31 protein-coding genes and 3 tRNA genes are annotated in these 24,338 nt (G+C 28.6%); 24 read left to right on the top strand and 10 right to left on the bottom strand.

Going from position 1 to position 24,338, the window contains the following annotated elements; all coding sequences use genetic code 11:
* Positions 1-15: 15 nt before the first annotated feature.
* From WC168_RS02255 to WC168_RS02240, 4 genes are read left to right on the top strand one after another with little or no spacing between them, the layout of a single operon-like run.
* Positions 16-1,017, top strand: coding sequence for a DNA cytosine methyltransferase (locus WC168_RS02255; protein ID WP_372617293.1), 1,002 nt, complete (start codon positions 16-18; stop codon positions 1,015-1,017).
* A gap of 1 nt (position 1,018) precedes the next feature.
* Complete coding sequence (locus WC168_RS02250) at positions 1,019-2,131, top strand: restriction endonuclease (RefSeq protein ID WP_372617292.1); 1,113 nt, start codon at positions 1,019-1,021, stop codon at positions 2,129-2,131.
* A gap of 13 nt (positions 2,132-2,144) precedes the next feature.
* Complete coding sequence (surE, locus tag WC168_RS02245) at positions 2,145-2,930, top strand: 5'/3'-nucleotidase SurE (protein WP_372617290.1); 786 nt, start codon at positions 2,145-2,147, stop codon at positions 2,928-2,930.
* Positions 2,931-2,948: 18 nt separating this feature from the next.
* Positions 2,949-3,212: a hypothetical protein gene (locus tag WC168_RS02240; protein ID WP_066159356.1), complete on the top strand. Its 264-nt coding sequence runs from the start codon at positions 2,949-2,951 to the stop codon at positions 3,210-3,212.
* A gap of 37 nt (positions 3,213-3,249) precedes the next feature.
* Here the strand turns inward: WC168_RS02240 and WC168_RS02235 are convergent, their stop codons facing one another.
* From WC168_RS02235 to moaC, 3 genes are all read right to left on the bottom strand, one after another.
* On the bottom strand, positions 3,250-3,444 hold the full coding sequence (locus WC168_RS02235) for a TIGR03643 family protein (protein ID WP_228137741.1): 195 nt from the start codon (positions 3,442-3,444) through the stop codon (positions 3,250-3,252).
* 108 nt (positions 3,445-3,552) lie between these two features.
* Positions 3,553-3,816 (bottom strand): YbeD family protein, encoded by a 264-nt coding sequence (locus tag WC168_RS02230; protein WP_066159351.1) that lies wholly within the window; start codon positions 3,814-3,816, stop codon positions 3,553-3,555.
* Positions 3,813-4,283, bottom strand: a complete 471-nt coding sequence (gene moaC / locus WC168_RS02225) for a cyclic pyranopterin monophosphate synthase MoaC (RefSeq protein ID WP_066159347.1) — start codon at positions 4,281-4,283, stop codon at positions 3,813-3,815. Before moaC ends, WC168_RS02230 begins: the two co-directional genes overlap by 4 nt.
* 114 nt (positions 4,284-4,397) lie before the next feature.
* Between moaC and rpsU the strand changes: the two genes are divergently transcribed.
* Positions 4,398-4,610, top strand: coding sequence for a 30S ribosomal protein S21 (gene rpsU / locus WC168_RS02220; RefSeq protein WP_004511155.1), 213 nt, complete (start codon positions 4,398-4,400; stop codon positions 4,608-4,610).
* Between the two features lie 107 nt (positions 4,611-4,717).
* Here rpsU and prfA read toward each other — a convergent pair whose 3' ends face one another.
* Both prfA and rpsT read right to left on the bottom strand, forming a co-directional pair.
* Positions 4,718-5,785: a peptide chain release factor 1 gene (gene prfA / locus WC168_RS02215; protein ID WP_372617286.1), complete on the bottom strand. Its 1,068-nt coding sequence runs from the start codon at positions 5,783-5,785 to the stop codon at positions 4,718-4,720.
* Between the two features lie 3 nt (positions 5,786-5,788).
* Positions 5,789-6,049 (bottom strand): 30S ribosomal protein S20, encoded by a 261-nt coding sequence (rpsT, locus tag WC168_RS02210; RefSeq protein ID WP_066159343.1) that lies wholly within the window; start codon positions 6,047-6,049, stop codon positions 5,789-5,791.
* Positions 6,050-6,131: 82 nt separating this feature from the next.
* Between rpsT and glmM the strand changes: the two genes are divergently transcribed.
* From glmM to WC168_RS02180, 6 genes are all read left to right on the top strand, one after another.
* Positions 6,132-7,466: a phosphoglucosamine mutase gene (gene glmM, locus WC168_RS02205; RefSeq protein ID WP_066351902.1), complete on the top strand. Its 1,335-nt coding sequence runs from the start codon at positions 6,132-6,134 to the stop codon at positions 7,464-7,466.
* A gap of 1 nt (position 7,467) precedes the next feature.
* The gene (gene lspA, locus WC168_RS02200; protein ID WP_066159337.1) at positions 7,468-7,938 is read left to right on the top strand and encodes a signal peptidase II; all 471 of its coding nucleotides are present in this window, start codon (positions 7,468-7,470) and stop codon (positions 7,936-7,938) included.
* Positions 7,939-8,000: 62 nt separating this feature from the next.
* Positions 8,001-9,281, top strand: coding sequence for a 3-isopropylmalate dehydratase large subunit (gene leuC / locus WC168_RS02195; protein WP_372617283.1), 1,281 nt, complete (start codon positions 8,001-8,003; stop codon positions 9,279-9,281).
* A gap of 2 nt (positions 9,282-9,283) precedes the next feature.
* The gene (mobA, locus tag WC168_RS02190) at positions 9,284-9,871 is read left to right on the top strand and encodes a molybdenum cofactor guanylyltransferase MobA (protein WP_066159331.1); all 588 of its coding nucleotides are present in this window, start codon (positions 9,284-9,286) and stop codon (positions 9,869-9,871) included.
* Between the two features lie 85 nt (positions 9,872-9,956).
* Positions 9,957-11,426 carry an NAD(P)/FAD-dependent oxidoreductase gene (locus WC168_RS02185; RefSeq protein ID WP_372617281.1) on the top strand — a complete coding sequence of 490 codons (1,470 nt, stop codon included), beginning with the start codon at positions 9,957-9,959 and terminating at the stop codon, positions 11,424-11,426.
* 26 nt (positions 11,427-11,452) lie between these two features.
* Positions 11,453-12,637: a rhodanese-like domain-containing protein gene (locus tag WC168_RS02180; RefSeq protein ID WP_319046432.1), complete on the top strand. Its 1,185-nt coding sequence runs from the start codon at positions 11,453-11,455 to the stop codon at positions 12,635-12,637.
* A gap of 77 nt (positions 12,638-12,714) precedes the next feature.
* Here the strand turns inward: WC168_RS02180 and rplT are convergent, their stop codons facing one another.
* The 4 genes from rplT to thrS all read right to left on the bottom strand — a co-directional run bounded on the left by rplT (position 12,715) and on the right by thrS (position 15,833).
* Positions 12,715-13,071, bottom strand: coding sequence for a 50S ribosomal protein L20 (rplT, locus tag WC168_RS02175; protein ID WP_066159323.1), 357 nt, complete (start codon positions 13,069-13,071; stop codon positions 12,715-12,717).
* Positions 13,072-13,169: 98 nt separating this feature from the next.
* On the bottom strand, positions 13,170-13,367 hold the full coding sequence (rpmI, locus tag WC168_RS02170; RefSeq protein ID WP_066157004.1) for a 50S ribosomal protein L35: 198 nt from the start codon (positions 13,365-13,367) through the stop codon (positions 13,170-13,172).
* A 133-nt stretch (positions 13,368-13,500) separates the two neighbouring features.
* Entirely contained in the window at positions 13,501-13,995 is a 495-nt protein-coding gene (gene infC / locus WC168_RS02165) for a translation initiation factor IF-3 (RefSeq protein ID WP_371317584.1), read from the bottom strand.
* A gap of 29 nt (positions 13,996-14,024) precedes the next feature.
* Positions 14,025-15,833: a threonine--tRNA ligase gene (gene thrS, locus WC168_RS02160; RefSeq protein WP_372617278.1), complete on the bottom strand. Its 1,809-nt coding sequence runs from the start codon at positions 15,831-15,833 to the stop codon at positions 14,025-14,027.
* 105 nt (positions 15,834-15,938) lie between these two features.
* On the opposite strand from thrS, the gene WC168_RS02155 reads away from it, so the two are divergent.
* On the top strand, positions 15,939-16,445 hold the full coding sequence (locus WC168_RS02155) for a hypothetical protein (RefSeq protein ID WP_066351886.1): 507 nt from the start codon (positions 15,939-15,941) through the stop codon (positions 16,443-16,445).
* 30 nt (positions 16,446-16,475) lie between these two features.
* Here WC168_RS02155 and WC168_RS02150 read toward each other — a convergent pair whose 3' ends face one another.
* Positions 16,476-16,796, bottom strand: coding sequence for a cytochrome C (locus WC168_RS02150; protein WP_115588028.1), 321 nt, complete (start codon positions 16,794-16,796; stop codon positions 16,476-16,478).
* Between the two features lie 93 nt (positions 16,797-16,889).
* On the opposite strand from WC168_RS02150, the gene WC168_RS02145 reads away from it, so the two are divergent.
* The 12 genes from WC168_RS02145 (at position 16,890) to WC168_RS02090 (ending at position 24,336) form a co-directional block, all read left to right on the top strand.
* Positions 16,890-18,218 (top strand): NFACT RNA binding domain-containing protein, encoded by a 1,329-nt coding sequence (locus WC168_RS02145; protein ID WP_319046055.1) that lies wholly within the window; start codon positions 16,890-16,892, stop codon positions 18,216-18,218.
* Between the two features lie 63 nt (positions 18,219-18,281).
* Positions 18,282-19,040: a phosphatidate cytidylyltransferase gene (locus WC168_RS02140; RefSeq protein WP_279133175.1), complete on the top strand. Its 759-nt coding sequence runs from the start codon at positions 18,282-18,284 to the stop codon at positions 19,038-19,040.
* Complete coding sequence (dxr, locus tag WC168_RS02135) at positions 19,037-20,104, top strand: 1-deoxy-D-xylulose-5-phosphate reductoisomerase (protein ID WP_066351879.1); 1,068 nt, start codon at positions 19,037-19,039, stop codon at positions 20,102-20,104. Before WC168_RS02140 ends, dxr begins: the two co-directional genes overlap by 4 nt.
* Positions 20,094-20,387, top strand: a complete 294-nt coding sequence (locus WC168_RS02130; RefSeq protein ID WP_066351878.1) for a hypothetical protein — start codon at positions 20,094-20,096, stop codon at positions 20,385-20,387. Before dxr ends, WC168_RS02130 begins: the two co-directional genes overlap by 11 nt.
* The gene (locus WC168_RS02125; RefSeq protein ID WP_372617274.1) at positions 20,380-20,931 is read left to right on the top strand and encodes an RBBP9/YdeN family alpha/beta hydrolase; all 552 of its coding nucleotides are present in this window, start codon (positions 20,380-20,382) and stop codon (positions 20,929-20,931) included. The genes WC168_RS02130 and WC168_RS02125 overlap by 8 nt, the downstream gene beginning before the upstream one ends.
* A complete protein-coding gene (gene tsaD / locus WC168_RS02120; RefSeq protein ID WP_372617272.1) occupies positions 20,928-21,923 on the top strand; it encodes a tRNA (adenosine(37)-N6)-threonylcarbamoyltransferase complex transferase subunit TsaD in 996 nt (331 codons plus the stop codon). Before WC168_RS02125 ends, tsaD begins: the two co-directional genes overlap by 4 nt.
* Position 21,924: 1 nt before the next feature.
* On the top strand, positions 21,925-22,272 hold the full coding sequence (locus tag WC168_RS02115; RefSeq protein WP_260881472.1) for a translation initiation factor: 348 nt from the start codon (positions 21,925-21,927) through the stop codon (positions 22,270-22,272).
* 9 nt (positions 22,273-22,281) lie between these two features.
* Positions 22,282-23,667: an NAD(P)H-hydrate dehydratase gene (locus WC168_RS02110; protein ID WP_372617270.1), complete on the top strand. Its 1,386-nt coding sequence runs from the start codon at positions 22,282-22,284 to the stop codon at positions 23,665-23,667.
* Complete coding sequence (gene cutA, locus WC168_RS02105) at positions 23,664-23,975, top strand: divalent-cation tolerance protein CutA (protein ID WP_066159284.1); 312 nt, start codon at positions 23,664-23,666, stop codon at positions 23,973-23,975. The genes WC168_RS02110 and cutA overlap by 4 nt, the downstream gene beginning before the upstream one ends.
* Positions 23,976-24,065: 90 nt before the next feature.
* Positions 24,066-24,143, top strand: a tRNA-Pro gene (locus WC168_RS02100).
* A 19-nt stretch (positions 24,144-24,162) separates the two neighbouring features.
* Positions 24,163-24,239, top strand: a tRNA-His gene (locus tag WC168_RS02095).
* 20 nt (positions 24,240-24,259) lie between these two features.
* Positions 24,260-24,336 (top strand) — tRNA-Arg (locus WC168_RS02090).
* Positions 24,337-24,338: the final 2 nt, after the last annotated feature.

Genomic DNA, 24,338 nt, shown 5'->3' with positions numbered 1-24,338 from the left:
TAAAAAAGGAAGATTTTGACAAAGTTTGAAAATAGTCATTTTAATCAAAGAAATTTAGATTTAAATTCATCATCTTTTTTAAAAAATAGTCTTAAAGCAATAGATTTATTTGCAGGAATTGGTGGAATAAGACTTGGATTTCAAGAAGCCTTTGGCAAAAATATTGAATTTGTATTTTCAAGTGAGATTGATAAATATGCCAAGCAAACTTACTATGCAAATTTTGGAGAAGTTCCATATGGTGATATTACAAAAATAGATGAAAAAGATATTCCACCGCACGATATTATTTTAGCTGGTTTTCCTTGTCAAGCTTTTAGTATTGCTGGTAAAAGGCTAGGATTTGAAGATACAAGAGGAACTCTGTTTTTTGATGTTGCTAGAATTGCTACATATCATAAACCAAAATTAATATTTTTAGAAAATGTTAAAGGCTTTTTAAATCATGATAAAGGAAATACTTTTAAAGTTGTAAAACAGACACTTGAAGATTTGGGATACAAAGTTTACTCAAAAGTTTTAAATGCTAAAGATTTCGGAGTTCCACAAAATAGAGAGAGAATTTATATTGTCGCTTTTTTGGATAATGTTGATTTTGATTTTCCAAATAATTTAAATAAAAACGTATCAATTCATGATATGTTTGAAACAAAAATAGATGATAAATATTATTATAACAATAAACCACTTTTTGAAAAAATAAAAGATGATGTAGCAAATAAAGACTCTATTTATCAATGGCGAAGAAAATATGTTAGAGAAAATAAGAGTGGAGTTTGTCCAACGCTTACAGCAAATATGGGAACAGGTGGACATAATGTGCCAATTATAAAAGATAATAGAGGTATTAGAAAATTAACTCCAAAAGAGTGTTTAAATTTTCAAGGTTTTCCTAGAAATTTCAAGTTACCAAATATAGCAGATGGACAACTTTATAAACAAGCTGGAAATAGTGTGGTTGTAGAAGTTATAAAAGAGATTGCAAAATCAATAAATTGTTCATTTTTAAAGGTTTAAAATGTTTTTTAATGCTCAAGAAAAATATCAAAAAGATGAATATGAAAAATTTTTAAAAATTGCTGGTAGTCTATCAAATCTATTTTCTGAATCACAAATTCCATATCTATATTATAGGGTTGCAGAAAAGATATTTTGTAAAGCCTTTGATGCGGAAGATTTATCAAGAAGTGATGTTTCAGCTGATGCAAAAAAACAAAATTTAGGAATAGGATTAAAAACATTTTTAGCTGGAAATAATAAAACATTTCAAAAAATAGCTGAATTTGGCAAAGATAAAGAACTCTATTTAAATCTACCACTTGAAGATAAAATCAGAACAATTGCAAAGCTAAGAAATAGTAGGATTGAATTTACACAAAGAGTTCATAACTTAGAAAACTCTATTTATCACTGTGTTGTAAGAGATAATTTAAAATTTAAAATTTTTGAAGAAGATATGAAACTAATAAATACTTCTAAAATAAAAAATATTAAAGAAAACAGAGGTTCAATTAGCTTTGATGATGGAGAAGAAGAGTACTCTTTTTTAACATCAAAAAATACATTAACAAAAAGATTTAATAGTGTAAATACTATATATGAATTTAATATTGATATTTTAGAAAATCCTCTTGATATTTTAGATGGATATTTAAATAAAATAGACAGATTTAATTTAAAACAAAAAAATAGTTATCAAACAATTTATCTTCCACTTTATGGTAAAAATTATATTGTATATGAAAGAAGTGGATTAAATCAATGGAATGCAAAAGGAAGAAAAAGAGATAAAAATGAAGTTTATATTCCTGTTCCAGCAATTATTCATAAAAAATATCCAGATTTTTTCCCAGCAAGAGATAAGCCTTTTGATTTAAGACTACCAAATGGAAAAATTATGAAATCAAAAATATGTCAAGATGGTGGAAAAGCTTTGATGTCTTATTCAAACAAAGAGCTTGGAGAGTGGATTTTAAGAGAAGTTTTAAAGCTAGATGATGGTGAGCTTTTAACTTATGAAAAACTACAAATTTTAGGTATTGATTCTGTAAGAATAGATAAAATAGATGATACAAATTTTGAGATAAACTTCTCTTCAAATGGAAGTTTTGAAAATTTTATAGAGAATTAAATAAAGGAAAAAATTGCTAAAAATATTATTAACAAATGATGATGGATATGATGCAGTAGGACTTAAAGCTTTAATAAAAGCATTATCTCCTATTGCAAAAATTATGGTAGTGGCACCTGCAAAAAACAAATCTGCATGTGGTCACTCTTTGACATTGGATAGACCATTAAGATTAATTAGTCTTGATGATGAGTTTTATAAAATAGATGATGCAACACCAACAGATTGTATATATCTATCTTTAGGTCACCTTTTTAAAAATGGTTACCGACCTGATTTAGTAATAAGTGGTATAAATATTGGTGCAAATATGGGAGAAGATATCACATATAGTGGAACTTGTAGTGCTGCTATGGAAGCTGTAATACATGGTGTTCCAGCAATTGCGGTATCTCAAGTTTGTAAAGATATGGGCAGAAGTTTTATTGTTGATGAAAGTTTTGAATTAGCTTGCGGTGTTGTTATAGATCTTGTAACAAAGATATCAAATAAAGAGTTTCCACTAGATGAAAGAAAGTTTTTAAATGTTAATATTCCACCACTAAAAGCTAATGAGTGCAAAGGAATAAAAATTACAAAAGCTGGATATAGAGAGTATGGAAATGATGCTCATAGACACATAAATCCAAGAGGAGAAGAGTACTATTGGATTGGACTTCATCCTCTTATTTGGAGAGCAAGTCCTGATGCATCTTGTGATTTTGAAGCAATAAAAGATGGTTATGTATCTATTACCCCTGTTATGCTTGATATGACTTCTCATAAAGATATAGAAAATTTAAAAAAATGGATAAATTAAAAAAAGGAAAACAAAATTATGAATTTTGAAAATTCAATAAAAAAACATGTAAAAAAACTTGTAGGAACTCTAAAGAGTGAAGAGGAGCTTCAAGAGGTATTAAAAAGAAAGTTTACAAAAAAAGAGTATAAAATATTTGTTGCTTTTGAAGAGGGTAAAACTATAGATGAGATAAAATCTCTTGTTAAAGAGGATGATAGTGAGAAAATAAAAAAAGCTTATCAAACAACAATTAAAAAATTAAATCAAGAACTATTTAAAAAAGAGCTTGTTGAGTTTTAATTAGAGTTATTTCCAAAATTGGAAATAACTCTTTTGTTTATTGAAATCTAGTTGTTTTGTAGTTTACTTTTAGTTTGTGTTTTGTAGCTCTACCTTGAACTCGTTTTCTCCACATTTTAAAACTACTTCTTTTTAAAAGATCTCTCATCATATTTTTTACTTCATTTTCACTAAACCCATAAAGTTCTTTAATAGTATCAAATGAAACTCTATCTTGCCAAGCCATCTCTATGAGTCTATTTTTATCAGACTCACTAAAAGAGAATTGAGCTACTTTTTTCTTATTTTTTATAATATAAAAAGGCTTTTTTGTAGAGTTATTTTATCAATTTGTATATTTTTATAAAACCATTTTTATATCACTATGCTCACCAAGAAGTCTAAAAAGTTCAACTCTATCATCCTCATTGTGAACAATAAGCTCTAAGTTGTAGCTTTTAAATTTACCTTTTGCACTAGTTTTTGATGTTTTAATAGTGTGTTCTCTTTCTAAAACTATCTCTTTTACACATTTTTTAATATTGCAACTCTCTAAAACAACAAGTTTATACTCCCAAGAGCATGGATAATTTAGTTCTAATTTTTTATTGCTTAAATCTATCATCTTACAAAATCTCCACTTTTACCACCGCTTTTACTCTCAAGCTGAATATCTGAAATTATCATTGATTTATCAATAGCTTTTACCATATCATAAATTGTTAAAAGCCCAACACTAACACCTGTTAATGCTTCCATTTCAACTCCTGTTTGACCATTTAGTTTTGCAGTTACAAATAGTTTGAAGCTATGCTCACTTTCAAACTCTTCAATGTCGCAATTTATTCCTGTTAATAAAAGAGGGTGACACATAGGTATTAATTCACTTGTTTTTTTTGTTGCCATAATAGCAGCAACAACTGCTGTTTGAAGAACTGGACCTTTTTTTACAATATTATTTTTAATTGCATCAAATGCCTCTTTGCTCATAGTTATCTTTCCACTTGCAACTGCAACTCTTTTTGTATCATTTTTATTGGAAACATCTACCATTTTTGGTCTATTATTCTCATCAATATGTGTTAAATTCAAAATATATTCCTTTTATTTAAAAGAATTATTTTATATTAAGATAGGTTAAATAGATATTAAGATTTTTTTAAATATAATCAAAGCTCAAATTTAAAAAGAAAGAGGGTGATTTTAGTGCCAGGCATTAAAGTTAAAGATAACGAATCGTTTGACGAAGCGTATAGAAGATTTAAAAAGCAATGCGACAGAAACCTAATCGTAACTGAAACTAGAGCAAGAAGATATTTCGAGCCTATGACAGAGATTAGAAAGAAACAAAAAATTTCTGCTAGAAAGAAAATGCTTAAAAAATTATATATGCTAAGAAGATACGAATCAAGATTGTAAGATTTGTTATTTCCAATAAAAAAGCCCAGCTCCTAGGAGTTGGGCTTTTTTTATGCTTAAAAAACAAAAACTATCTATACTCTAAAATAGAGTAAAATAGCCTTTATTTATAAACCGTTTGCTTCAATTAGTCTTGATTGATGATCAGCAATAAGAGGATCAATCACTTCATCAAACAAACCATCTTGCAAAATGTAATCAAGTCTGTAAAGAGTTAAGTTGATTCTATGATCAGTTAATCTATTTTGTGGGAAATTATAAGTTCTAATTCTTCCACTTCTATCACCAGTTCCAACTTGCTCTTTTCTGTTAGCACCCTCTGCTTCCATCTTTTTTTCCATCTCAATTTCGAAAAGTTTTGCTTTAAGAACCTTCATAGCTCTCTCTTTATTTTTGTGTTGAGATTTTTGGTCTTGGTTTGTTACAACAATACCAGAAGGAATATGAGTAATTCTCACAGCAGAATCTGTAGTATTTACAGATTGACCACCATTTCCACTAGCTCTCATTACATCGATTTTTAAATCGTTTTCATTTATCTCAACTTCAACATCATCAACTTCAGGCATAACAGCAACTGTAATTGCTGAAGTGTGAACTCTTCCTTGAGATTCTGTTGCTGGAACTCTTTGAACTCTGTGAGTTCCACCCTCAAACTTTAGTTTAGAGTAAACATGGTCACCTTTTACTAGAATTACTATCTCTTTGTAACCACCAGCTTCACTATCGCTTGAGCTCATAATTTCAACTTTCCAATTGTTGTTTTCAGCATATCTTAAATAGCCTCTAAACAAATCAGCAACAAAAAGTGCAGCTTCATCTCCACCTGTTCCAGCTCTTAACTCCAAATAGATATTTCTATCATCATTTGGATCTTTTGGAATCATTAAAACTTTTATCTCTTCTTCTAAAACTGGTTTTTTTAGCTCAAGCTCTTTTAACTCTTCTTTTGCTAAATCTCCAAGTTCACTATCATCAAGCATCAATCTGTTCTCTTCAATATCTTCAAGAACTTTTATGTACTCTTTTGCTTTTTCTACAATTGGTTCAATACTTGATTGCTCTTTTGATAAAGATGTCATTCTTTTAATATCGCTAGTTATATCAGGACTCATTAAAGATTGAGTTATCTCATCAAATCTAGCAATAAATGGTTGGAGTTTGTCTTTTAGCATAAATTATATAGCGTTTACTTTTAATTGAAGTCTACTTACTTTTCTAGCTGCTGTACCTTTTGCTAAAATACCTTTAGAAACGCAGTGGTGAATATATTTGTTTGCAGTTTTCATAGCTTCAACAGCTTTCTCTTTATCTGCACTCTCTACTGCACTTAAAACATCTTTAGTGATATTTTTAATTCTTGTTTTGTAAAATCTGTTTCTTTCAGTCTTTACTAATGTTTGTCTAGCTCTCTTCTCAGAAGATTTATGATTTGCCATTTTTTTAACCTCTTTGTAAATTTTTAAAGGATAGAATACTACCCAAAATAACTTAAATTGAGTTTAATTTTAGGAAGATTTAATGAAACTATTTGGAACAGACGGAGTTAGAGGAAAAGCTGGAGAGTTTTTAGATGTAATAACCGTAATAAAACTTGCACAAGCTGCTGGAATTCATTTTAGAAAGCACTCAACTACAAATAAGATACTTGTAGGAAAAGATACTAGAAGAAGTGGTTATATGATTGAAAATGCACTTGTAAGTGGTCTTACATCGGTTGGATATGATGTTATTCAAATTGGACCTATGCCAACTCCTGCAATTGCTTATTTAACAGAGAGCATGAGATGTGATGCTGGTATCATGATAAGTGCTTCACATAATCCATTTGAAGACAATGGAATTAAATTTTTTGATAATCATGGAGATAAACTAAGTGTTGAAGCAGAAAAATCTATTGAAGAGATTTTTAATAAGTGTGAGCAATTACAATCAAATCAAGCAACAGGAAAAAATATTGGTTCTTCAAAGAGAATAGATGATGTTATTGGAAGATACATTGTTTCAATTAAGAGCTCTTTTCCTAAAGATTTAACACTAAAAGGACTTAGAATTGTTCTTGATTGTGCAAATGGTGCTGCATATAAAGTTGCACCTACAATTTTAGAAGAGCTTGGGGCTGATGTAATTACAATTAATAATAAACCAAATGGATTTAATATAAATGATAATTGTGGAGCTATGCATCCTGAAAATGTTGCAAAGCAAGTTCAAGAGTATAGAGCTGATATTGGACTTGCACTTGATGGGGATGCTGATAGATTAGTTGTTGTTGATGAAAATGGAGATATTGTTGATGGTGATAAATTAATAGGTGCATTAAGTGTATATTTAAAAAATGAGAAACTTCTAAAAGGTGATGCTTGTGTTGCAACTGTTATGTCAAATAAAGCTTTAGAGGACTATTTAAATCAAAACCAAATTAAACTTTTAAGAAGCGATGTTGGAGATAAATATGTACTTGAATTGATGAAAGAGAATAGTTTAAATTTTGGTGGAGAACAAAGTGGACATATAATCTTTTCAGATGCAGCAAAAACAGGAGATGGATTAGCCTCTGCACTTCAAGTTTTAGCTTTGATTATTAAATCTAAGAAAAAAGCTAGTGAAGTTTTAAATCCATTTTCTCTATATCCTCAGATTTTAGTAAATTTAAAAGTAAATGAGAAAATTCCACTTAAAGATATTAAAGGTTTAGAAGAGATTTTAAAACCAATAAGAGAAAAAGGGATAAGAGATCTTATTAGATACTCTGGAACAGAGAACAAAATTAGACTTTTGCTTGAAGGTAAAAATAAAAAAGATGTTGAGAGCTCAATGAATCTTTTAGTTGAGTTTTTTAAAAAAGAGTTATAAAATGAGAAAAGAGATAAAAATAGCTCTTACTATTTTCATAGCAGTTTTTATAATTGATCAAATTGTTAAATTTGGTTTTGCAAATTTTGGATGGGATGCAAATGGAAGTGTGATGAGTCTAAAGTTAGCATATAACTATGGTGTTGCATTCTCTATGTTCTCTTTTTTAGATACATATTTAAAATATATTCAACTTTTTATAGTTTTGATTGGAGTTATATATTTATTAAAAAATAGAGATATTTTTTATAAATATTACATATCAATTGCACTATTAGCAGCTGGTGGATTATCAAATATTTTGGATAGATTTACTTATGGTGCTGTTGTTGACTATTTTTACTGGCACTATGGTTTTGAATTTGCAATTTTTAATTTTGCTGATGTAATGATTAATTTATCTGTTGCAATTATAATTTATATGCAAATTATGGAAAGCATAAAAGAGAAGAAGCTAAAAGAAAAAGCTTAAACAAATTTAGTTATAATCGATGCTAAATTTTCAAAAAAATAAAAAATAATTAGGATAAAAAAATGGGTCAAACAATAACTGAGAAGATATTTAGTGAGCATGTAGGAAAAAAAGTTTTTGCTGGAGAGATTGTAAGAAGCAAAATTGATATGGTAATTGGAAATGATATTACAACTCCAATTTCAATAAAAGCTTTCGAAGATGGTGGCTTTGAAAAACTTGCAAATCCAGATGGTTTTGCAATAGTTTTAGACCACTTTATTCCAGCAAAAGATATTGCAAGTGCAAATCAAGCAAAAATTTCAAGAGATTTTGCAATGAAGCACGATTTAAAAAATTTCTTTGATGAAAAAGATATGGGAATTGAGCATGCACTTTTACCTGAAAAAGGTTTAGTAATACCTGGTGATGTAATTATTGGAGCTGATTCTCATACATGTACTCATGGTGCTTTAGGAGCATTTTCTACAGGAATGGGAAGCACAGATATCTCTTTTGGAATGATTACAGGTGGAAACTGGTTTAAAGTTCCTGAATCAATCAAAGTTGTATTCAAAGGAAAACCATCACAATATGTAACTGGAAAAGATTTAATACTTGAAATTATTAGGATTTTAGGTGTTGATGGAGCATTATATAAAGCTTTAGAGTTTACAGGCGATACAATTAAATATTTAAGCATGGATGACAGATTCTCTTTATGTAATATGGCTATTGAAGCAGGTGCAAAAAATGGAATTGTTGCATACGATGAGATTACAAAAGAGTTTTTAGATACAGTTGCTAAAAATAACAATGGCTTAAGAGCAGAGCCAAAAATTCACTATAGCGATGAAGATGCAAACTATTGTCAAGTAATAGAGATAGATGTTGAAAAACTTGAACCTGTAATTGCATATCCATTTTTACCATCAAATGGTCACTCAGTTTCACAAGCAGTAAGTGATAATATAAGAGTTGATCAAGTATTTATTGGAAGCTGTACAAATGGAAGATTGAGTGATTTTAAAGTTGCTGCTGAAATCTTAAAAGATAAAAAAGTTGCACGGCATGTAAGACTTATTTTAACTCCAGGTACTCAAAAAATTCTAAGAGATGCTACAAAACTTGGATATATTGATACTTTAGTTGATGCAGGAGCAGTTGTTTCAAATCCAACTTGTGGTGCATGTTTAGGTGGATATATGGGAATTTTAGGAGATGGTGAAGTTTGTATCTCTACAACAAATAGAAATTTTGTTGGAAGAATGGGAAGTAGAAGTTCTAAAATATATTTAGCAAATAGTGCTGTTGCAGCTGCAAGTGCAATTTCTGGATATATTACAGACCCAAGAAGTTTATAATTATGAATATAAATCCATTTGAAATACCTTGTGTTATTTTAAGTGGAGGAAGAAGCTCTCGTATGGGGGAAGATAAATCTCTTCTTCCATTTTCTTCTTCAAACTCTTTAATAGAGTTTCAATTTAATAGATTAAAACCATATTTTAAAGATATCTATATCTCTTCAAAAAATGATAAATTTGATTTTTTAAAAGATAAATCAAAACTAATTTTAGATAAAAATCAAGATATCTACTCTCCAATTCTTGCACTCCAAACAATACTTGAAAAATTTGATAAAGTTTTTATAATAACAGTTGATACACCTTTAATTAAAATATCTTCAATAAAAAAACTTCTAAAAAATTCAAATAATTTTGATATTACAATTGCTCAAACATCTCAAAGAACTCACAATCTTTGTGGAGTATTTTCAAATAATTTAAATGAAACTATTGAAAAAATGATCAAAAACGATATTCACAAAATAAACTATTTAGTAAAAAATTCAAAATATCAAATTATAAATTTTGATGATGATAATGAGTTTATAAATATAAATAATAAAAATGAGTATGAAAAAGCTTGTAACTATAAGGTGATCAAATAAATAAGATTAAAAATAACTTATAATTAGTAAGTAATTTATTATAATTTATTGGATATCATCATTATATTTTTTAAGGGAGAATTAAATGAGAAATAAAGAGTTTGAAAAAGCATTTGAAGTAATAGATAGTGAACTAAAAAAAGCTGGAATTTCAAGAAGAGAGGCATTTAAATTAGCAGGTCTTGGTGGAGCAGCATTTTTAGCTGGAGGGACACAAGCTAGTGCCGCAACTGTTGCAAGCGCTAGTGAAGCAAAAGGAAAAATTGTAATTGTTGGTGGAGGATTAGCTGGTGTTTCTACTGCTGCTAGATTAGCGAATAGTTTAACAGATCCTGATATTACAGTGATTGAACCAAATCCTAAATCTGTATCATATCAAGCTGGAACTACACTTTTGGCATCAGGAGTTTATGATTCACAAGATGATTTAATTTATGAAACTAAAGATTTTTTTCCAAAAGGTGTAAAACTTATTTCTGATATTGCTGTAGATTTTAATCCAGATTCAAATGAGCTTACTTTGTCTTCAGATGAAGTTCTGAAATATGATTTTTTAGTTGTTGCTGCTGGAGTTAAACTTGATTTTGCTGCAATAAAAGGATTGGAAGATATTGGAGAAGCTTATACAAATGGTGATGCTTCAAAAATATTGAATGTTTTTAATAATAATTCAATAACTTCAGTTTACAATATTCAAACTGCTGAAAATATGTGGAAAGAGACACAAAAATTTATTCAAAGAGCAAAAAGTGGTGAAAATTTAAAAGCAGTTTATACAGCTCCAAATACAGCTGTAAAATGCGGTGGAGCACCAAAAAAAGTTATGTATCTTATGAATTCAAGACTAAATGAAGCAAAAGCAAGAGCAAATGTTTCATTAGATTATTATGATGATAGTGGAAGATTATTTGGTGTTAAAGAGTATGCTGATGCTATTGAAAAACAGTTTATAGCAAGAGATATGAATTGGCATTTAAATCATAATTTAGTTGAGGTAAATGTAGCAAATAAAATAGCAATTTTTAATAAACATTGGGAAGAAAAAGGTGCTTATGATCCTGATTTAGAAGAGCATGAAGTTATTAAAAAGAGTCAAAATATTGAAGTTTCTTATGACTTTTTACATATAACACCACCACAAAAAGCACCTGATGAGATAGGAAAATCTGCAATTGGATCTGCTAGAGGTTGGGTTCCAGTAGATAAAGAGACTTTGCAACATGTTAAGTATAAAAATATATTCTCACTTGGTGATATTGCTGCTGTTCCTATGGGAAAAACAGGTGGAACTGTAAGAAAACAGTATAAAGTTTTAGTGGATAACTTAATATCTGCAATGGAAGGAAAAGAGTTAAGCTCTAAATTTGATGGATATACAGTTTGTCCATTGATTACAGATATTGGAAAAGTTATGCTTGCTGAGTTTAATTGGAGTGCAAAACCAGCACCATCGTTTCCATTAGATCCAACTCAAGAGAGATGGATATGGTGGTTGCTAAAAGTGTATATGTTAAAACCAATGACACAATATGGTATGTTAAGCGGTAGAGCTTAAAAATAGAATTAAAAAAAGGATTTAAAATGAGAAAATTATTGAGTGCACTATTGTTTTTAAGTATGTTTGTATTTTTAAATGCAAATGAAGTTGTTGCTTTAAAAGAGCCTACAAGTGAAGTAAAAGAGTTAATACAAAAGTATAAACTCAAAGAAGTTGATTTTACTTATGTAAAAAAAGCTATTGGAGTTGGAAATAGAGGTTCTGTTGATGCAGTTTTAATTGATGCAAGACCAACTGCAAAATATGAAAGAGGAACAATTCCATCAAGTTTAAATATTCAAGATAGTAATTTTGAAGAGGATTATAAACAGATATCAACTTTAGATAAAAACAAAGAGCTAATTGTTTTTTGTGGAGGTTATAACTGTACAAAAAGTCCAATAGTAGCAAACTTATTAAAAAATAAGGGTCATAAAAATGTTAAGGTTTATAGTGCTGGTGAACCTGAGTGGTCTAAAAAAAGTTATTTAGAAGTTGGAACTATTGTTGCAAAAACATATTATGAAAATAATAGCGCTCTTTTAGTAGATGCAAGACCATACACAATGTTTTTAAAAGAGACAATTCCTGGAAGTATCTCAATTCCTGACACATCTTTTGATAAGTTAGTTGGAAGATTTCCTATAAATAAGAGTGAAAAAATATTAGTATTTTGCTCAGGATTTGTTTGTGAAAAATCTCATATTGTCGCATCAAAGCTTTATGATTTGGATTATAAAAATGTAGTTGTTTATGCAGGTGGAGTTCCTCAATGGAAAAAAGAGTCTCTTCCAACAACAGCAAGTGCTTCTAAAAATATTGATAATAAACCCAAAAAAGAGAAAAAAGAGTTTAGTAAAAATGGAGCAAAACTTGGAAGTGATGAGGGTACTATTGATGGTGAGTGGTTAAAAGCACTTATTTTAGAAAATAAAGTTCCAAAAAATATTCAAATAGTAAATGTTTTACCAGCTAAAGATTTCAAAAAGGGAAATATTAAAGGTTCAATAAATATTGAAGCTGAAAAATTGAGTGCAAAAGAGCTTTTAGCAAAATTACCAAAGGGTAAAACTGTTGTATTTCATTGTACTGCAGGATCAAGATCTTTGGAGGCTTGGATGAAATTACAAAAAGCAGGTGTTGATATGAGTGAAATCTTATATTTTGATGCAAATGTTATGTGTAGTGGAAATAGTTGTAAAATTGATGTAAATGAGCCTTTAGAGTAAGGGCTTGTTTATAAATTAGATATAAAAAAAGGGAGGATTTTAAAACCCTCCCTTTTTTATTATTTATTGCAAATTTATTATTTAAGAGCTGCTTTAGCTTGAGAAACTAAAGTTGCAAATGCAGCAGAATCATTCATAGCAAAGTTTGCTAAAATTTTTCTATCTAGTTCAATTCCAGCTAATCTAAGACCATTTATAAATCTTGAGTAGCTAATATCATTTAATCTACAAGCTGCATTGATTCTTATAATCCAAAGCTTTCTAATATCTCTTTTTTTCTGTCTTCTATCTCTATAAGCATAAACAAGGCTTCTTTCTAATTGCTCTTTAGCTTTTCTAAAGTGTTTTCTTCTAGCACTATAAAAACCTCTTGCTAATTTTAATACTTTTTTGTGTCTTCTTCTTCTTACAACACCAGTTTTTACTCTTGGCATATTTTTCCTTTCTTTACCGTTATTTTTAATAAGGTGTCAGCATTTGCTGAACTTGTCCAATAAATTGGAGGGACAAAATTACTAAATAATTTTAGTAATTACGCTAAACATAAAGTTGAAAGAACACCATTTAAGTTTGTACTATGTACAGTTTGTGGTCCTCTCAAATTTCTTTTTCTTTTTTGAGTTTTTTTAGTTAAAATGTGGCTTCTAAAAGCAGAACCTCTTTTGATAGTTCCATTTTTCTTTACTTTGAATCTTTTAACAGCACCTTTAACGCTTTTCATCTTTGGCATAAAGAAATCCTTTCATATAAATTTGCATTTTCATAATGAAAAAGTTTTGCATTATACTTAAAAATATATTAATAAAAGTTTAAAAATAGAATAATATAAAAGAGAGGAAATCTCTTTTATATTTAGAAATAGTTTAGTCTTTTTTAGGAGTTACTAGAAGATTTACGTATCTTCCTTCTAGTTTTGGCTCTTTGTCCATAACTGCAATATCTTCAACCATTGTCCAAATTTTATTTAAAACTTCAACTCCAGCATCAGGATTTGACATCTCTCTACCTTTTAGAAAAACTCTAAATTTAACATGATTTCCTTCTTCTAAAAACTCTCTAGCATGTTTTACTTTATAGCTAATATCATTTTCAGCAATTTTAACAGATAGTTTTATCTCTTTAACAACAATAACTTTCTGATTTTTTTTAGCCTCTTTTTTCTTTTTCTCTTGTTGATATTTAAATTTGCTATAGTCCATGATTTTTGCAACAGGAGGAGTTGCATCTGGAGCTATTAAAACTAAATCTAGTCCAAGTTCATCTGCAAGCGAAAGAGCTTGTGAAGTTGGAATAATTCCATAGTTTTCACCACTATCACTTGTACATCTAAGCTCTTTTGCTGTGATGTCCTCATTCATAATTACATCGTCTTTTCTTCTATCTTTACTCAAATTTTACTTCCTTTTAGTATTTTATTTAGATTACTTATAAACTCATCTTTGCTTATATTTGATTGCTCTCTTTTTCTTCTATCTCTTAAAGCTATCATATTGTTTGCAACTTCTTCATCTCCAATTACAACAATCATAGGAACTTTTTGTTTTTCAGCCATTCTAATTCTTTTGTTTAGACTCTCATTCATATCATAAATGCTTGAATCAATACTATTTTCTAAAAGCTCTTTTTTTAACTCTTTTGCATAAGCAACATGAGGCTCTGCAATTGGTACAAATATAACTTGAGTTGGAGCAATTGCAAATGGAAACTCTCCAGCACAGTGTTCAGTTAAAATTCCAATAAACCTTTCAAAAGAACCTAAAATTGCTCTATGAATCATTACAGGCTGCTCTTTTTCACCTTTATCATTTATAAATTCAGTTTTAAATCTTGATGGTAGATTCATATCAATTTGAACAGTTCCACATTGCCATTTTCTTCCAATAGCATCAAGAATTTTTATATCGATTTTTGGACCATAAAATGCTCCTCCCCCTTCATCAATTCCATAAGATATACTTTTTTCATCAAGTGCATCCATAATTGCTTTTGTTGTTTTTTCCCAGAAAATATCATCACCAATAGCTTTCTCTGGTTTTGTAGAGACTTCAATCTCATATTTAAAGTCAAACAGTTTTAAAAGAGAATCAACAAATTCTAAAACTTCAAATATTACATCTTTAACTTGAGTTTGTGTACAGAAAATATGTGCATCATCTTGAGTAAACTCTCTTACTCTAAAAAGTCCATGCATAGCTCCACTCATCTCATGTCTATGAACAACACCATATTCAAAAAATTTAAGTGGTAAATCTTTATACGAAACTAAATCATTTTTAAAAATCTGAATATGACCAACACAATTCATAGGTTTTATTCCATACTCTTGCTCATCAATAGTTGTAAAATACATATTCTCTTTATAGTTAGCATAGTGTCCAGATATTTTCCACATTTCAGATTTTAATATCTCAGGACCTCGAACTGGTTCATAACCTCTTATTCTGTGAGCTTTATATAAAAGATGCTCTAATTTACTTCTAAGTCTTGCTCCATTTGGAAGCCACAATGGAAGACCAGCTCCAACATCATCATTAAAAGTAAACAATCCAAGCTCAGTTCCAAGTTTTCTATGATCTCTTTTTTTAGCTTCTTCAATCATAGTTACATAGTCATTTAGAGCTTTTTTATCAAAAAATGAGATACCATAAATTCTTGTAATCATCTCATTTTTCTCATCTCCACCAAGATAAGCACCTGCAACTCGTGTAAGTTTAAAACTTCTAATCATTCTTGTATTTGGTAAGTGAGGACCTCTACATAAATCTTCAAAATCACCTTGTTTATAAATAGTTAAGGTATTATCTTTGATATTTTTTAAAACAGCTTGTTTTAATTCATCATCTTTGAATTTTTCATAAAACTCCTCTTTTGTAGTCTCATGTCTTGTAATAGGAAGTTTTCTATCTGCAAGCTCTTTCATTTTCTTTTCGATTGCAGGTAAATCCTCATCTGAAATTTTACTATTAACTTTAAAATCATAGTAAAAACCTTCATTTACAACAGGACCAACAAAAAATTTAGCTTCTGGATATAACTCCTTAATAGCTTGAGCCATAAGGTGAGCAGTTGAGTGTCTTAAAATCTCTAATGACTCTTTTGAGTCATCTGCTTTAATAATATCACCAGTGATACTTAAAGCTTCAGCAGTCTGAAGGTCATATATTTGACCATCTTTTAATAAACCAATTTGTTCCAATGATTTCCTTCTTTCTGTTTTTATTAAAATGCAATTATTTTATCTTAAAAAAACTTAATCTTATAATATATATAGATATTTAATAAAAATAAGTTACAATTTCTTATGATTATAAACATTTCAAAGATAAAAACAGAAGCACTTTTACTATTTTGTAGAGACTTAATTGATTCATATAAAGATGTTAAATTTGATTTTGGTATTAATAAAGAGCTAGAAGAAGAGTTTTTAAATATAAATGAAAATATCTATAAAGAGTTAAATTCTGTTTTAAAGCCAAGTAGTTATTATATACAAAATCAGAGTAATTTTAGAATCAAAGCAATATTTAAAGCATATAATTATCTAAATAAACAAGTTTCAAATAGATTAAAAGCAAATGAGAAATTTAATCCTTCAATGCTCTATTTTTCATTTTTAGCTCTTTGGTTTAATGAGTTAAATAAAGAGAGTCGAAGTAAGGAGTATATATTTTTTATTCTCTATCCATATGCAAATATTTATGATAAGTTTTTAATAAATATTGATAATCTTGAGTATAGAAACATTAATATAAAGATGATTGATTTAGCTGAAGATACTATTTTAAAATTTGATAATTTTGTGGTATAAAGGAGTTAATCCTTTATACTTAATTGAAATTTAGCAAGAAGGAACATTTCCTGAATCACTTGCAAACTCTATAGAGAAATCCATAATACTATTTATAAGATTTGGTTTTACACTTCCCATCTCATAGTTTGGGCAAATTTTTTTAATCTCCTCTTCTGCTTTTCCATCAGCTTTTATCTGTTTCCACTCATCTTGAGTATGTTTTAATGCAAATTTTGCACCATCCATTCCACAAGGCTCTTTTAAAAACTTAATAAAAGCTTTTTGACCTCTTGCTGAATCTGCAAAAGATGCAGTTGCTGTTAAACTTAAAGCTAAAATTGAAGCCATAAATATATTTAATATTTTCATACTATTCTCCTAAATAAAATTTAGCTACAATTATATCTATTAGATATAAAAATCTTCTAAAATATAGATAAAATTGAAAATGAATGGATATAAATGAGATATTTTTTACTAAAACTTTTTGTAGAGTATTTAAGAGTAAATGCCCAAAATATAAAGAACATAAGAAGAGTTGAGAATAATACTATTATAATTGAATTTAATAATAAAAATATTATATATTTTGATTTATCAAAAAATAATAGCTTAATTTATAAGACAAAAGAGCTAATTTCATCAAAAAAAGATTTTAATGCCCCTTTTGATGTTGTTTTGCAAAAAAGATTTAATAACTCAAAAATTGAGAAAATTGAACTTTATAACGATGATAAAATTATAAATATAGCTGTAAATTCAAGCAGTTCATATAAAAAACAGATCTCTATATTGCAATTGGAATTTACTGGAAAATATACAAATATTATAATTTTAGATGAAAATAGAGTTGTTTTGGAAGCTTTAAGGCATATTGATGAAGAGTCATCTTTTAGAGTTGTAAAAGTTGGAGTGAAACTAGAAGAGATTCCAAAAAAAGATTTTGTAGCAAAAAGTGAAAATATAGATGATATTGAAGAGTATTTATATACTATTTATGAGCAAAAAGAGCAAAATAATCTACAAGTAGTAAAAAAACAGAAAATTGATTTAGTATTAAAAAATATAAAAAAATTACAAAATCTTCTAAAATCTCTACCAAAAAAAGAGGAGTTGGAGCTCGAATCAACAAATTTATATAATAAAGCGAACTTACTTTTAGCAAACCTTCACAATATTTCACCATATCAAAAAAGCGTTATTTTAAAAGATTTTGAAGAAAATAGTGTAGAAATAGATTTAAGTAGCATAAATAATCCTTCAAAATATACAAATGAGTTATTTAAAAAAGCAAAAAGATTAAAACAAAAAAGTCAAAATATTGTTATTGAAGAGCAAAATATAAAAGAGAAACTAGAGTTTTTAAAAAGATTACATCAAAATTTGAATCTTGCAAAGAGTATTGATGAGTGTGAATTTTTATATCCAAAAAAAGAGAAAAATCAGACAAAAACTAAAAAAGAGAAAAATTATGAGAGTTTCTTTTTTGAAGGTTTTAAAATAATGCTTGGAAGTAATGAAAGAGAGAATATCTATCTTCTTGAAAACTCAAAAGCTAGTGATTTTTGGTTTCATCTAAAAGATAGACCATCTTGTCATGTGATTGTTCAAAATAGTAAAAAAGAGTTGCCACAAATTGTTATTGAAAAAGCGGCAACACTTTGTGCAAAATTTAGTTCAGATGGTGGTGGTGTTTTTGAAGTAGATTTTACTCAAAGAAGAAATGTAAAAATACAGCATGGTGCGAATGTACTTTATAATCCTTATAGTACAGTTGTTGTGAAAATTTGATTAAGAAGTTAAAGCTTATTTTTAGTATCATATTAGCATTTTAAAATATAAGGTTAGTCTGCTATGTTAGAAATTATTGGAAATTTATCAACTAGGGTTAAAACTGGAATAGTTTTAACAATTTTTGTACTATTTATAGGAATTATAGACTCATATTTTCTATTTTGGTTATTTTTTGGAACTTTACTAATGATTGCAGTAAGTGAGGCTAAAAACTTATATAAACTTGAAAATAAAAGTATCTATATTTATGTTTTACTTCTTTGGATAGCAATATATTTTTATCCATCACCAATTGATTTAATATTTATTGTTGCTATTGGATATGCCTCTCAAATTGCTTATAAAAGAAAGCTTGATAAAAAGATGATTCTACCACTTCTTTATCCAACAGCCTCTTTTGTATTTTTAATGACACTTTATAGCGAATTTGGTGTAATGGTTCTATTCTGGCTTTTAGTTATAGTTGCTGCAACTGATATTGGAGCATATTTTGTAGGAAAAACTTTTGGAAAAACTCCATTTTCTGAAACAAGTCCAAATAAGACTTTAGAGGGTGTTTTTGGTGGTATGGCTTTTGCAATTGTTTTAGGAACACTAACTTCTATAAGTGATATCTCATTTTTTGGAGCAGTTTTAGTTTCAGCTGTTGTATCTTTATCTTCAGTATTTGGAGATCTGTTTGAAAGTTATTTAAAAAGAGCTGCTGAGGTAAAAGATAGTGGAAATATTTTCCCAGGTCATGGTGGAGTTTTAGATAGAGTTGATGGATATCTGTTTGGAGCGGTTGTAATGCTTGTTATGTTAAGGATAATTATTTGATTATTCTTGGAAGCACAGGATCCATAGGAGTAAATACATTAAAAGTTGCTAAAAGATTTAATTTGGATGTTGAGGTTTTAGTTGCTGGAAAAAATATTGATTTACTAAATATTCAAATAAAAGAGTTTAATCCAAAAAGAGTAGTTATCTCTTCAAAAGATGATTTACATAGAGTAAATCATCATAATGTATATTTTGGAGAAGATGCAATTTTAGAAGCGATAGAAGAGAGTAGTTCAAATATTGTTGTAAATGCTTTGGTTGGATTTTTAGGATTAAAACCAAGTTTAAAAACAATAGAGTGTGGCAAAAAATTAGCTTTGGCAAATAAAGAGTCCTTGGTTGTTGCTGGAAAATTTATTGATCAAAAAAATTTAAGTGCAATTGATAGTGAGCATTTTGGGCTTTGGTATTTGCTTCAAGATAAAAAAATTGATTCAATGACTATAACTGCAAGTGGAGGTTCATTTAGAGATTATTCACTTGAAAAGTTAAAAAATGTAACAGTAAAAGAGGCACTTAACCATCCAAATTGGAATATGGGGAATAAAATAACTATAGATAGTGCAACTATGACAAATAAGATGTTTGAGCTAATAGAAGCTGCTTGGCTATTTAATACAAAAAAAATTGATGCTGTTATTGAGCCAAAATCTTTAGTTCATGCATTTATAAATTTCAAAGATGGAAGCACAACAGCACATCTTGCAAATGCTTCTATGCAACTACCAATTGCTTATGCAATTTTAGGAAAAATAGATAGTGAAATATTAGAACCTGTAAATCTTTTGGAGATATCTAATTTAGAGTTTAAAAAGATAGAAGAGAGTAGATACCCAATTTGGAAAATTAAAAATGATGTATTAAATAATCTTGATTTAGGAGTTATTTTAAATGCAGCAAATGAAGTTGCTGTATCAAAATTTTTAAGTAATAAAATTGGTTTTTTAGATATTTCTAAAATTAGTTTGGATGCAGTTAATAGATTTTCAAATTTAAAAGCTTCAAATATTGATGATGTTTTTTTAATTGATAAAGAGGTTAGAAGTTATTATGAGTCTTGATTTACTAATACCATTTGGATTTTTAATAGGTTTAACAATTTATTTAATCTATTCAAGAAATAGATTTGAAAAAAATATTATAACTATTTATGAAAATAAATTAGAAGATTGGAAAAAACACTCTTCTAGTGATAAAGAAAAAGTAGAGAGTAGTAAAGAGTTTGTAGCTCTTGTTTTTAAAAAAGATTATAAATTTTCTATAGAGTATTTTGATAAGAGTATTGAAGATAGTTTAAAAAGAGCAAAATTTGAAATAAAAGAGTATGGAGCTAAAGATGAGTAAAAGAGTTTTAATATTACATGGACTTAGTGGAAGTGATTTTCCTCATTGGCAAGCACACTTAGCAAGTGATTTAATAAAAGAGAGATATATAGTATCTTTTCCAGAGTTACCAAATAAAAATAGCCCATCTTTAAATGAGTGGAAAAACTTTTTAAAAGAGGAGATTAACCACTTCAAACCAAATATTGTAGTTTGTCACTCTTTGGCAAATATTTTATGGTTTCACACTTGCGATGAACTTGATATTAAGCTTGATAAGTTAATGTTAGTTGCTCCTGTTAGAAATAAACCTTTAGAAGAGGCAAAAAGTTTTTTTCCATATCCAATTGCTAAAGAATTAAAAGCAAAAGAGATTATAATAGCAGCATCTACAAATGATCCATATATGAGTTTGGAAGAGGCTATAGAGCTACAAAGTAAGTTAAATGTTGGTATGAAAATTATGGAAGATGCTGGACATATAAATTCAAGTTCTGGTTTCGGAAAGCTTGATTGTGCACTAGATTGGATAAAAAGAGTTGAGCAGTGTGAGGAAAATCTATGATTTTAGCTATTGAATCATCTTGTGATGACAGCTCAATTTCAATTACAAAAATTGATACGCTAGAGTTAGTTTTTCACAAAAAGATTTCTCAAGAGTTACAACATAGCATCTATGGAGGAGTTGTTCCAGAACTAGCAGCAAGACTTCATATTGAGGCTTTGCCAAAAATACTTGAAGAGTGTAAAGAGTATTTTAAAGATTTAAAAGCAGTTGCAGTTACAAATGCACCAGGATTAAGTGTAACTTTAACAGAGGGTGTTGCTATGGCAAAAGCAATAAGTATTGCTTTAAATATACCAATTATTGCAGTTAATCATTTAAAAGGGCATATCTATTCACTTTTTATAGAAAAAGATGCTATTTTCCCAATAACTGTACTTTTAGTTTCAGGTGGGCATACTCAAATTGTTGAAGCACAAAGTTTGACACAAATGAGTCTGTTAGCAAGAACACTTGATGATAGTTTTGGAGAGAGTTTTGATAAGGTTTCAAAAATGCTAAATCTTGGTTATCCAGGAGGACCTATTGTTCAAGAGTACTCTTTAAAAGGAGATATGAATAGATTTGATTTTCCAATTCCACTTTCTCAAAGTCCTAAAATAGAGTTTAGTTACTCAGGACTAAAAAATGCAGTTAGATTACAAATAGAGAATCTTGAACGCACCACTTTAACACAGCAAGATAAATATGATATAAGTGCTAGTTTTCAAAAAACTGCAGTTGAACATATAATACAGAAATTAAGAAAACTATTTAAGCAAAAGAGTATAAAAAATTTTGCTATTGTTGGTGGGGCTAGTGCAAATTTGTTTTTAAGAAGCGAAATAGAGAAGCTTTGTGAAAAATATGATACAAATTTATATTTAAGTCCTTTAAAATATTGCTCTGATAATGCAGCGATGATTGGAAGAGTTGCAGTTGAGCAATTTAAACAACAAGATTTTACATCTATAGATAATCTTGATGTTCAAACAAGAGTTAAGGAGTATTAAAATGGGTATTGTTGAAAAATTAACTTTTGGTTTAGGTGCAAAACTAGAGGGAAATGTTTTAGATACAAAAAAAGAGGATAAAAAAGTTTCAAAAAAGAGTTCAAAAACTATTTTACCAAAGGTACAACATCAATTAGTTTTTGGATTTGAGAAAAGAAATGGAAAACCTGTAACAACTGTTGGAAAATTTCAAATTGAAGATGAGAGAATAAAAGAGATTTTAAAACTTTTAAAAACTAATCTTGCTTGTGGTGGATCTATAAAAGGTGAAACTATTGAGATTCAAGGTGATTTAAAAGATAAAATAAGAGTAATTTTAGTTGATAATGGATGGAAATTTAAAAACTAAAGGTTAAATATGAAAAAAATATTTGATGAGGTGCAAAGTTTAGATAAAAGAGCTGTTGAAAAATATTTTCTAAGCGAAGATATTTTAATGGAGAATGCAGCCTTATCAATATTTAATTTTATTAAAAAAAATTTTAAAAAAGATAAATCTGTTTTAATTGTTTGTGGCGGCGGAAACAATGGAGCTGATGGTTTAGCATTGGCAAGATTACTACAAAATAGCTACAAAGTAAAAGTTTTACAACATATAAAAGCAAAATCACCTATGGCAAAAATTCAAGAAAAAAGAGCAAAAGCCATAGGTGTTGAATTTGTTACAAAATTAGAAAAGTGTGATATCTTAGTTGATGCAATTTTTGGAACAGGATTAAATAAAGATATATCTTTTGAGGCAAAAACTTTATTAAAAGAGATGAATAAATTAGATGCTTACAAAATAGCATGTGATATTCCAAGTGGAATTAATAAAGATGGTTTAATTAAAGAGATATGCTTTAAAGCTAATGTAACTATTACAATGGGTGCATATAAAACTTCACTATTTGGCGATTTAGTAAAAGATTTTGTTGGAAAAATAAAAGTTGCTAATTTAGGAATTCATAGTGATTTTTTTCAAACTTCTAGTAATAAATATCTTCTTTCAAAAAGTGATATAAAACTTCCAAATAGAGAGTCTAAAAATTCAAATAAGGGTAGTTTTGGGCATTTAAACATAATTTGTGGCGAAAAAGAGGGTGCTTCTATAATCTCTTCAGAGGCTGCTTTTGCTTTTGGGGTTGGTCTTGTAACTGTGATTAGAAAAAATAAAATTTTAACACCAAGTTTTTTAATGCAAAGCAAAGATTTTAGCAAAAATTGCACAGCAATAGCATTTGGAATGGGTTTAGGTTTTATTGAAGATAGTTTATTAGATAAAATAGTTGCTTTAAAATTACCAAAACTTTTAGATGCAGATATTTTTTATAATAAAAAAGTGCTTCAATTTTTAGAGCAAGATTGTGTTTTAACTCCACATCCAAAAGAGTTTATATCTTTGTTAAAACTTACAAATTTAGCAGATATAAGTGTAGAAGATCTTCAAAAAAGAAGATTTTTTTATGTTGAAAAATTTACTCAAAAATATCCAAAAGTTACAATTTTGTTAAAAGGTGCAAATGTTATTGTTGCAAAAAATAATAATATTTTTGTAAATATATTTGGGAGTTCAAAATTAAGTAAGGGTGGAAGTGGAGATGTTTTAAGTGGACTTATAGCTTCACTTTTAGCACAAGGTTATAGTAGTTTAGATGCAACAATTAGTGGAAGTTTAGCCCATACACTATCAGCAAAACGTTATAAAAAAAGAAGCTACTCTATGACTCCTAGAGATATAATAGAAGGAGTTAAGATATTATGAATATTACAATTGTTAAAACAACCTGTAAAGATAAAAAAGAGGCTGAAAATATATCAAAAAGTTTAATAAAAGATAAACTAGCTGCTTGTGTACAGATGCAAAAGATTAAATCAATCTATTTTTGGAATAATAAGCTTTGTGAAGATAAAGAGATTCTTCTAAGTATAAAAACAAAAAAAAGTTTATTTTCACAAGTAAAAGATAGAATCTTAGAACTACATAGTTATGAAGTCCCACAAATAATTGAGCTTGAAATAACAAACATTAGTGAAAATTACAAAAAATTTATAGAAAAAAACACATTTTAGGAAAAAAAACAAAAAATATTCAAAAAGTACTTGACAAAAAGTTTTTTATATAATATAATTCCGTCCACTTTTTGAATTAAATGTGTTTATCGGGGCGTAGCGCAGTCTGGTTAGCGCACCTGGTTTGGGACCAGGGGGCCGGAGGTTCGAATCCTCTCGCCCCGACCATTAGGACTTAAAATTTATGGTAGGTATAGCTCAGTTGGTTAGAGCATCGGGTTGTGGTTCCGAGGGTCGTGGGTTCGAGCCCCATTATCTACCCCATTTTTCAATTAGTATTAAATGCTTCCATAGCTCAGCTGGATAGAGCAACGCCCTTCTAAGGCGTAGGCCGTACGTTCGAATCGTACTGGGAGTACCATT

The sequence above is a fragment of the Aliarcobacter sp. genome, assembly GCF_041672065.1.
In the GTDB taxonomy this organism is placed as follows: domain Bacteria; phylum Campylobacterota; class Campylobacteria; order Campylobacterales; family Arcobacteraceae; genus Aliarcobacter; species Aliarcobacter skirrowii.
The sequence above is the reverse complement of the archived record's forward strand: the minus strand, read 5'-3'. Positions and strand labels throughout refer to the sequence as shown.

Excerpts from the sequence above, each read along its gene's own strand:
- WC168_RS02230 (WP_066159351.1), bottom strand. The coding sequence starts at position 3,816 with ATGATAGATTTAAGCAATAAAAAATTAGAACTAAATTATCCATGCTCT.
- WC168_RS02250 (WP_372617292.1), top strand. The coding sequence starts at position 1,019 with ATGTTTTTTAATGCTCAAGAAAAATATCAAAAAGATGAATATGAAAAA.
- glmM (WP_066351902.1), top strand. The coding sequence starts at position 6,132 with ATGAAACTATTTGGAACAGACGGAGTTAGAGGAAAAGCTGGAGAGTTT.
- WC168_RS02150 (WP_115588028.1), bottom strand. The coding sequence starts at position 16,796 with ATGAAAATATTAAATATATTTATGGCTTCAATTTTAGCTTTAAGTTTA.
- WC168_RS02155 (WP_066351886.1), top strand. The coding sequence starts at position 15,939 with ATGATTATAAACATTTCAAAGATAAAAACAGAAGCACTTTTACTATTT.
- cutA (WP_066159284.1), top strand. The coding sequence starts at position 23,664 with ATGAATATTACAATTGTTAAAACAACCTGTAAAGATAAAAAAGAGGCT.
- lspA (WP_066159337.1), top strand. The coding sequence starts at position 7,468 with ATGAGAAAAGAGATAAAAATAGCTCTTACTATTTTCATAGCAGTTTTT.
- WC168_RS02145 (WP_319046055.1), top strand. The coding sequence starts at position 16,890 with ATGAGATATTTTTTACTAAAACTTTTTGTAGAGTATTTAAGAGTAAAT.
- WC168_RS02110 (WP_372617270.1), top strand. The coding sequence starts at position 22,282 with ATGAAAAAAATATTTGATGAGGTGCAAAGTTTAGATAAAAGAGCTGTT.
- WC168_RS02130 (WP_066351878.1), top strand. The coding sequence starts at position 20,094 with ATGAGTCTTGATTTACTAATACCATTTGGATTTTTAATAGGTTTAACA.
- WC168_RS02125 (WP_372617274.1), top strand. The coding sequence starts at position 20,380 with ATGAGTAAAAGAGTTTTAATATTACATGGACTTAGTGGAAGTGATTTT.
- tsaD (WP_372617272.1), top strand. The coding sequence starts at position 20,928 with ATGATTTTAGCTATTGAATCATCTTGTGATGACAGCTCAATTTCAATT.
- WC168_RS02185 (WP_372617281.1), top strand. The coding sequence starts at position 9,957 with ATGAGAAATAAAGAGTTTGAAAAAGCATTTGAAGTAATAGATAGTGAA.
- WC168_RS02140 (WP_279133175.1), top strand. The coding sequence starts at position 18,282 with ATGTTAGAAATTATTGGAAATTTATCAACTAGGGTTAAAACTGGAATA.
- rpsT (WP_066159343.1), bottom strand. The coding sequence starts at position 6,049 with ATGGCAAATCATAAATCTTCTGAGAAGAGAGCTAGACAAACATTAGTA.
- WC168_RS02115 (WP_260881472.1), top strand. The coding sequence starts at position 21,925 with ATGGGTATTGTTGAAAAATTAACTTTTGGTTTAGGTGCAAAACTAGAG.
- infC (WP_371317584.1), bottom strand. The coding sequence starts at position 13,995 with ATGAATGAGGACATCACAGCAAAAGAGCTTAGATGTACAAGTGATAGT.
- leuC (WP_372617283.1), top strand. The coding sequence starts at position 8,001 with ATGGGTCAAACAATAACTGAGAAGATATTTAGTGAGCATGTAGGAAAA.
- WC168_RS02240 (WP_066159356.1), top strand. The coding sequence starts at position 2,949 with ATGAATTTTGAAAATTCAATAAAAAAACATGTAAAAAAACTTGTAGGA.
- rplT (WP_066159323.1), bottom strand. The coding sequence starts at position 13,071 with ATGCCAAGAGTAAAAACTGGTGTTGTAAGAAGAAGAAGACACAAAAAA.
- WC168_RS02180 (WP_319046432.1), top strand. The coding sequence starts at position 11,453 with ATGAGAAAATTATTGAGTGCACTATTGTTTTTAAGTATGTTTGTATTT.
- mobA (WP_066159331.1), top strand. The coding sequence starts at position 9,284 with ATGAATATAAATCCATTTGAAATACCTTGTGTTATTTTAAGTGGAGGA.
- prfA (WP_372617286.1), bottom strand. The coding sequence starts at position 5,785 with ATGCTAAAAGACAAACTCCAACCATTTATTGCTAGATTTGATGAGATA.
- rpmI (WP_066157004.1), bottom strand. The coding sequence starts at position 13,367 with ATGCCAAAGATGAAAAGCGTTAAAGGTGCTGTTAAAAGATTCAAAGTA.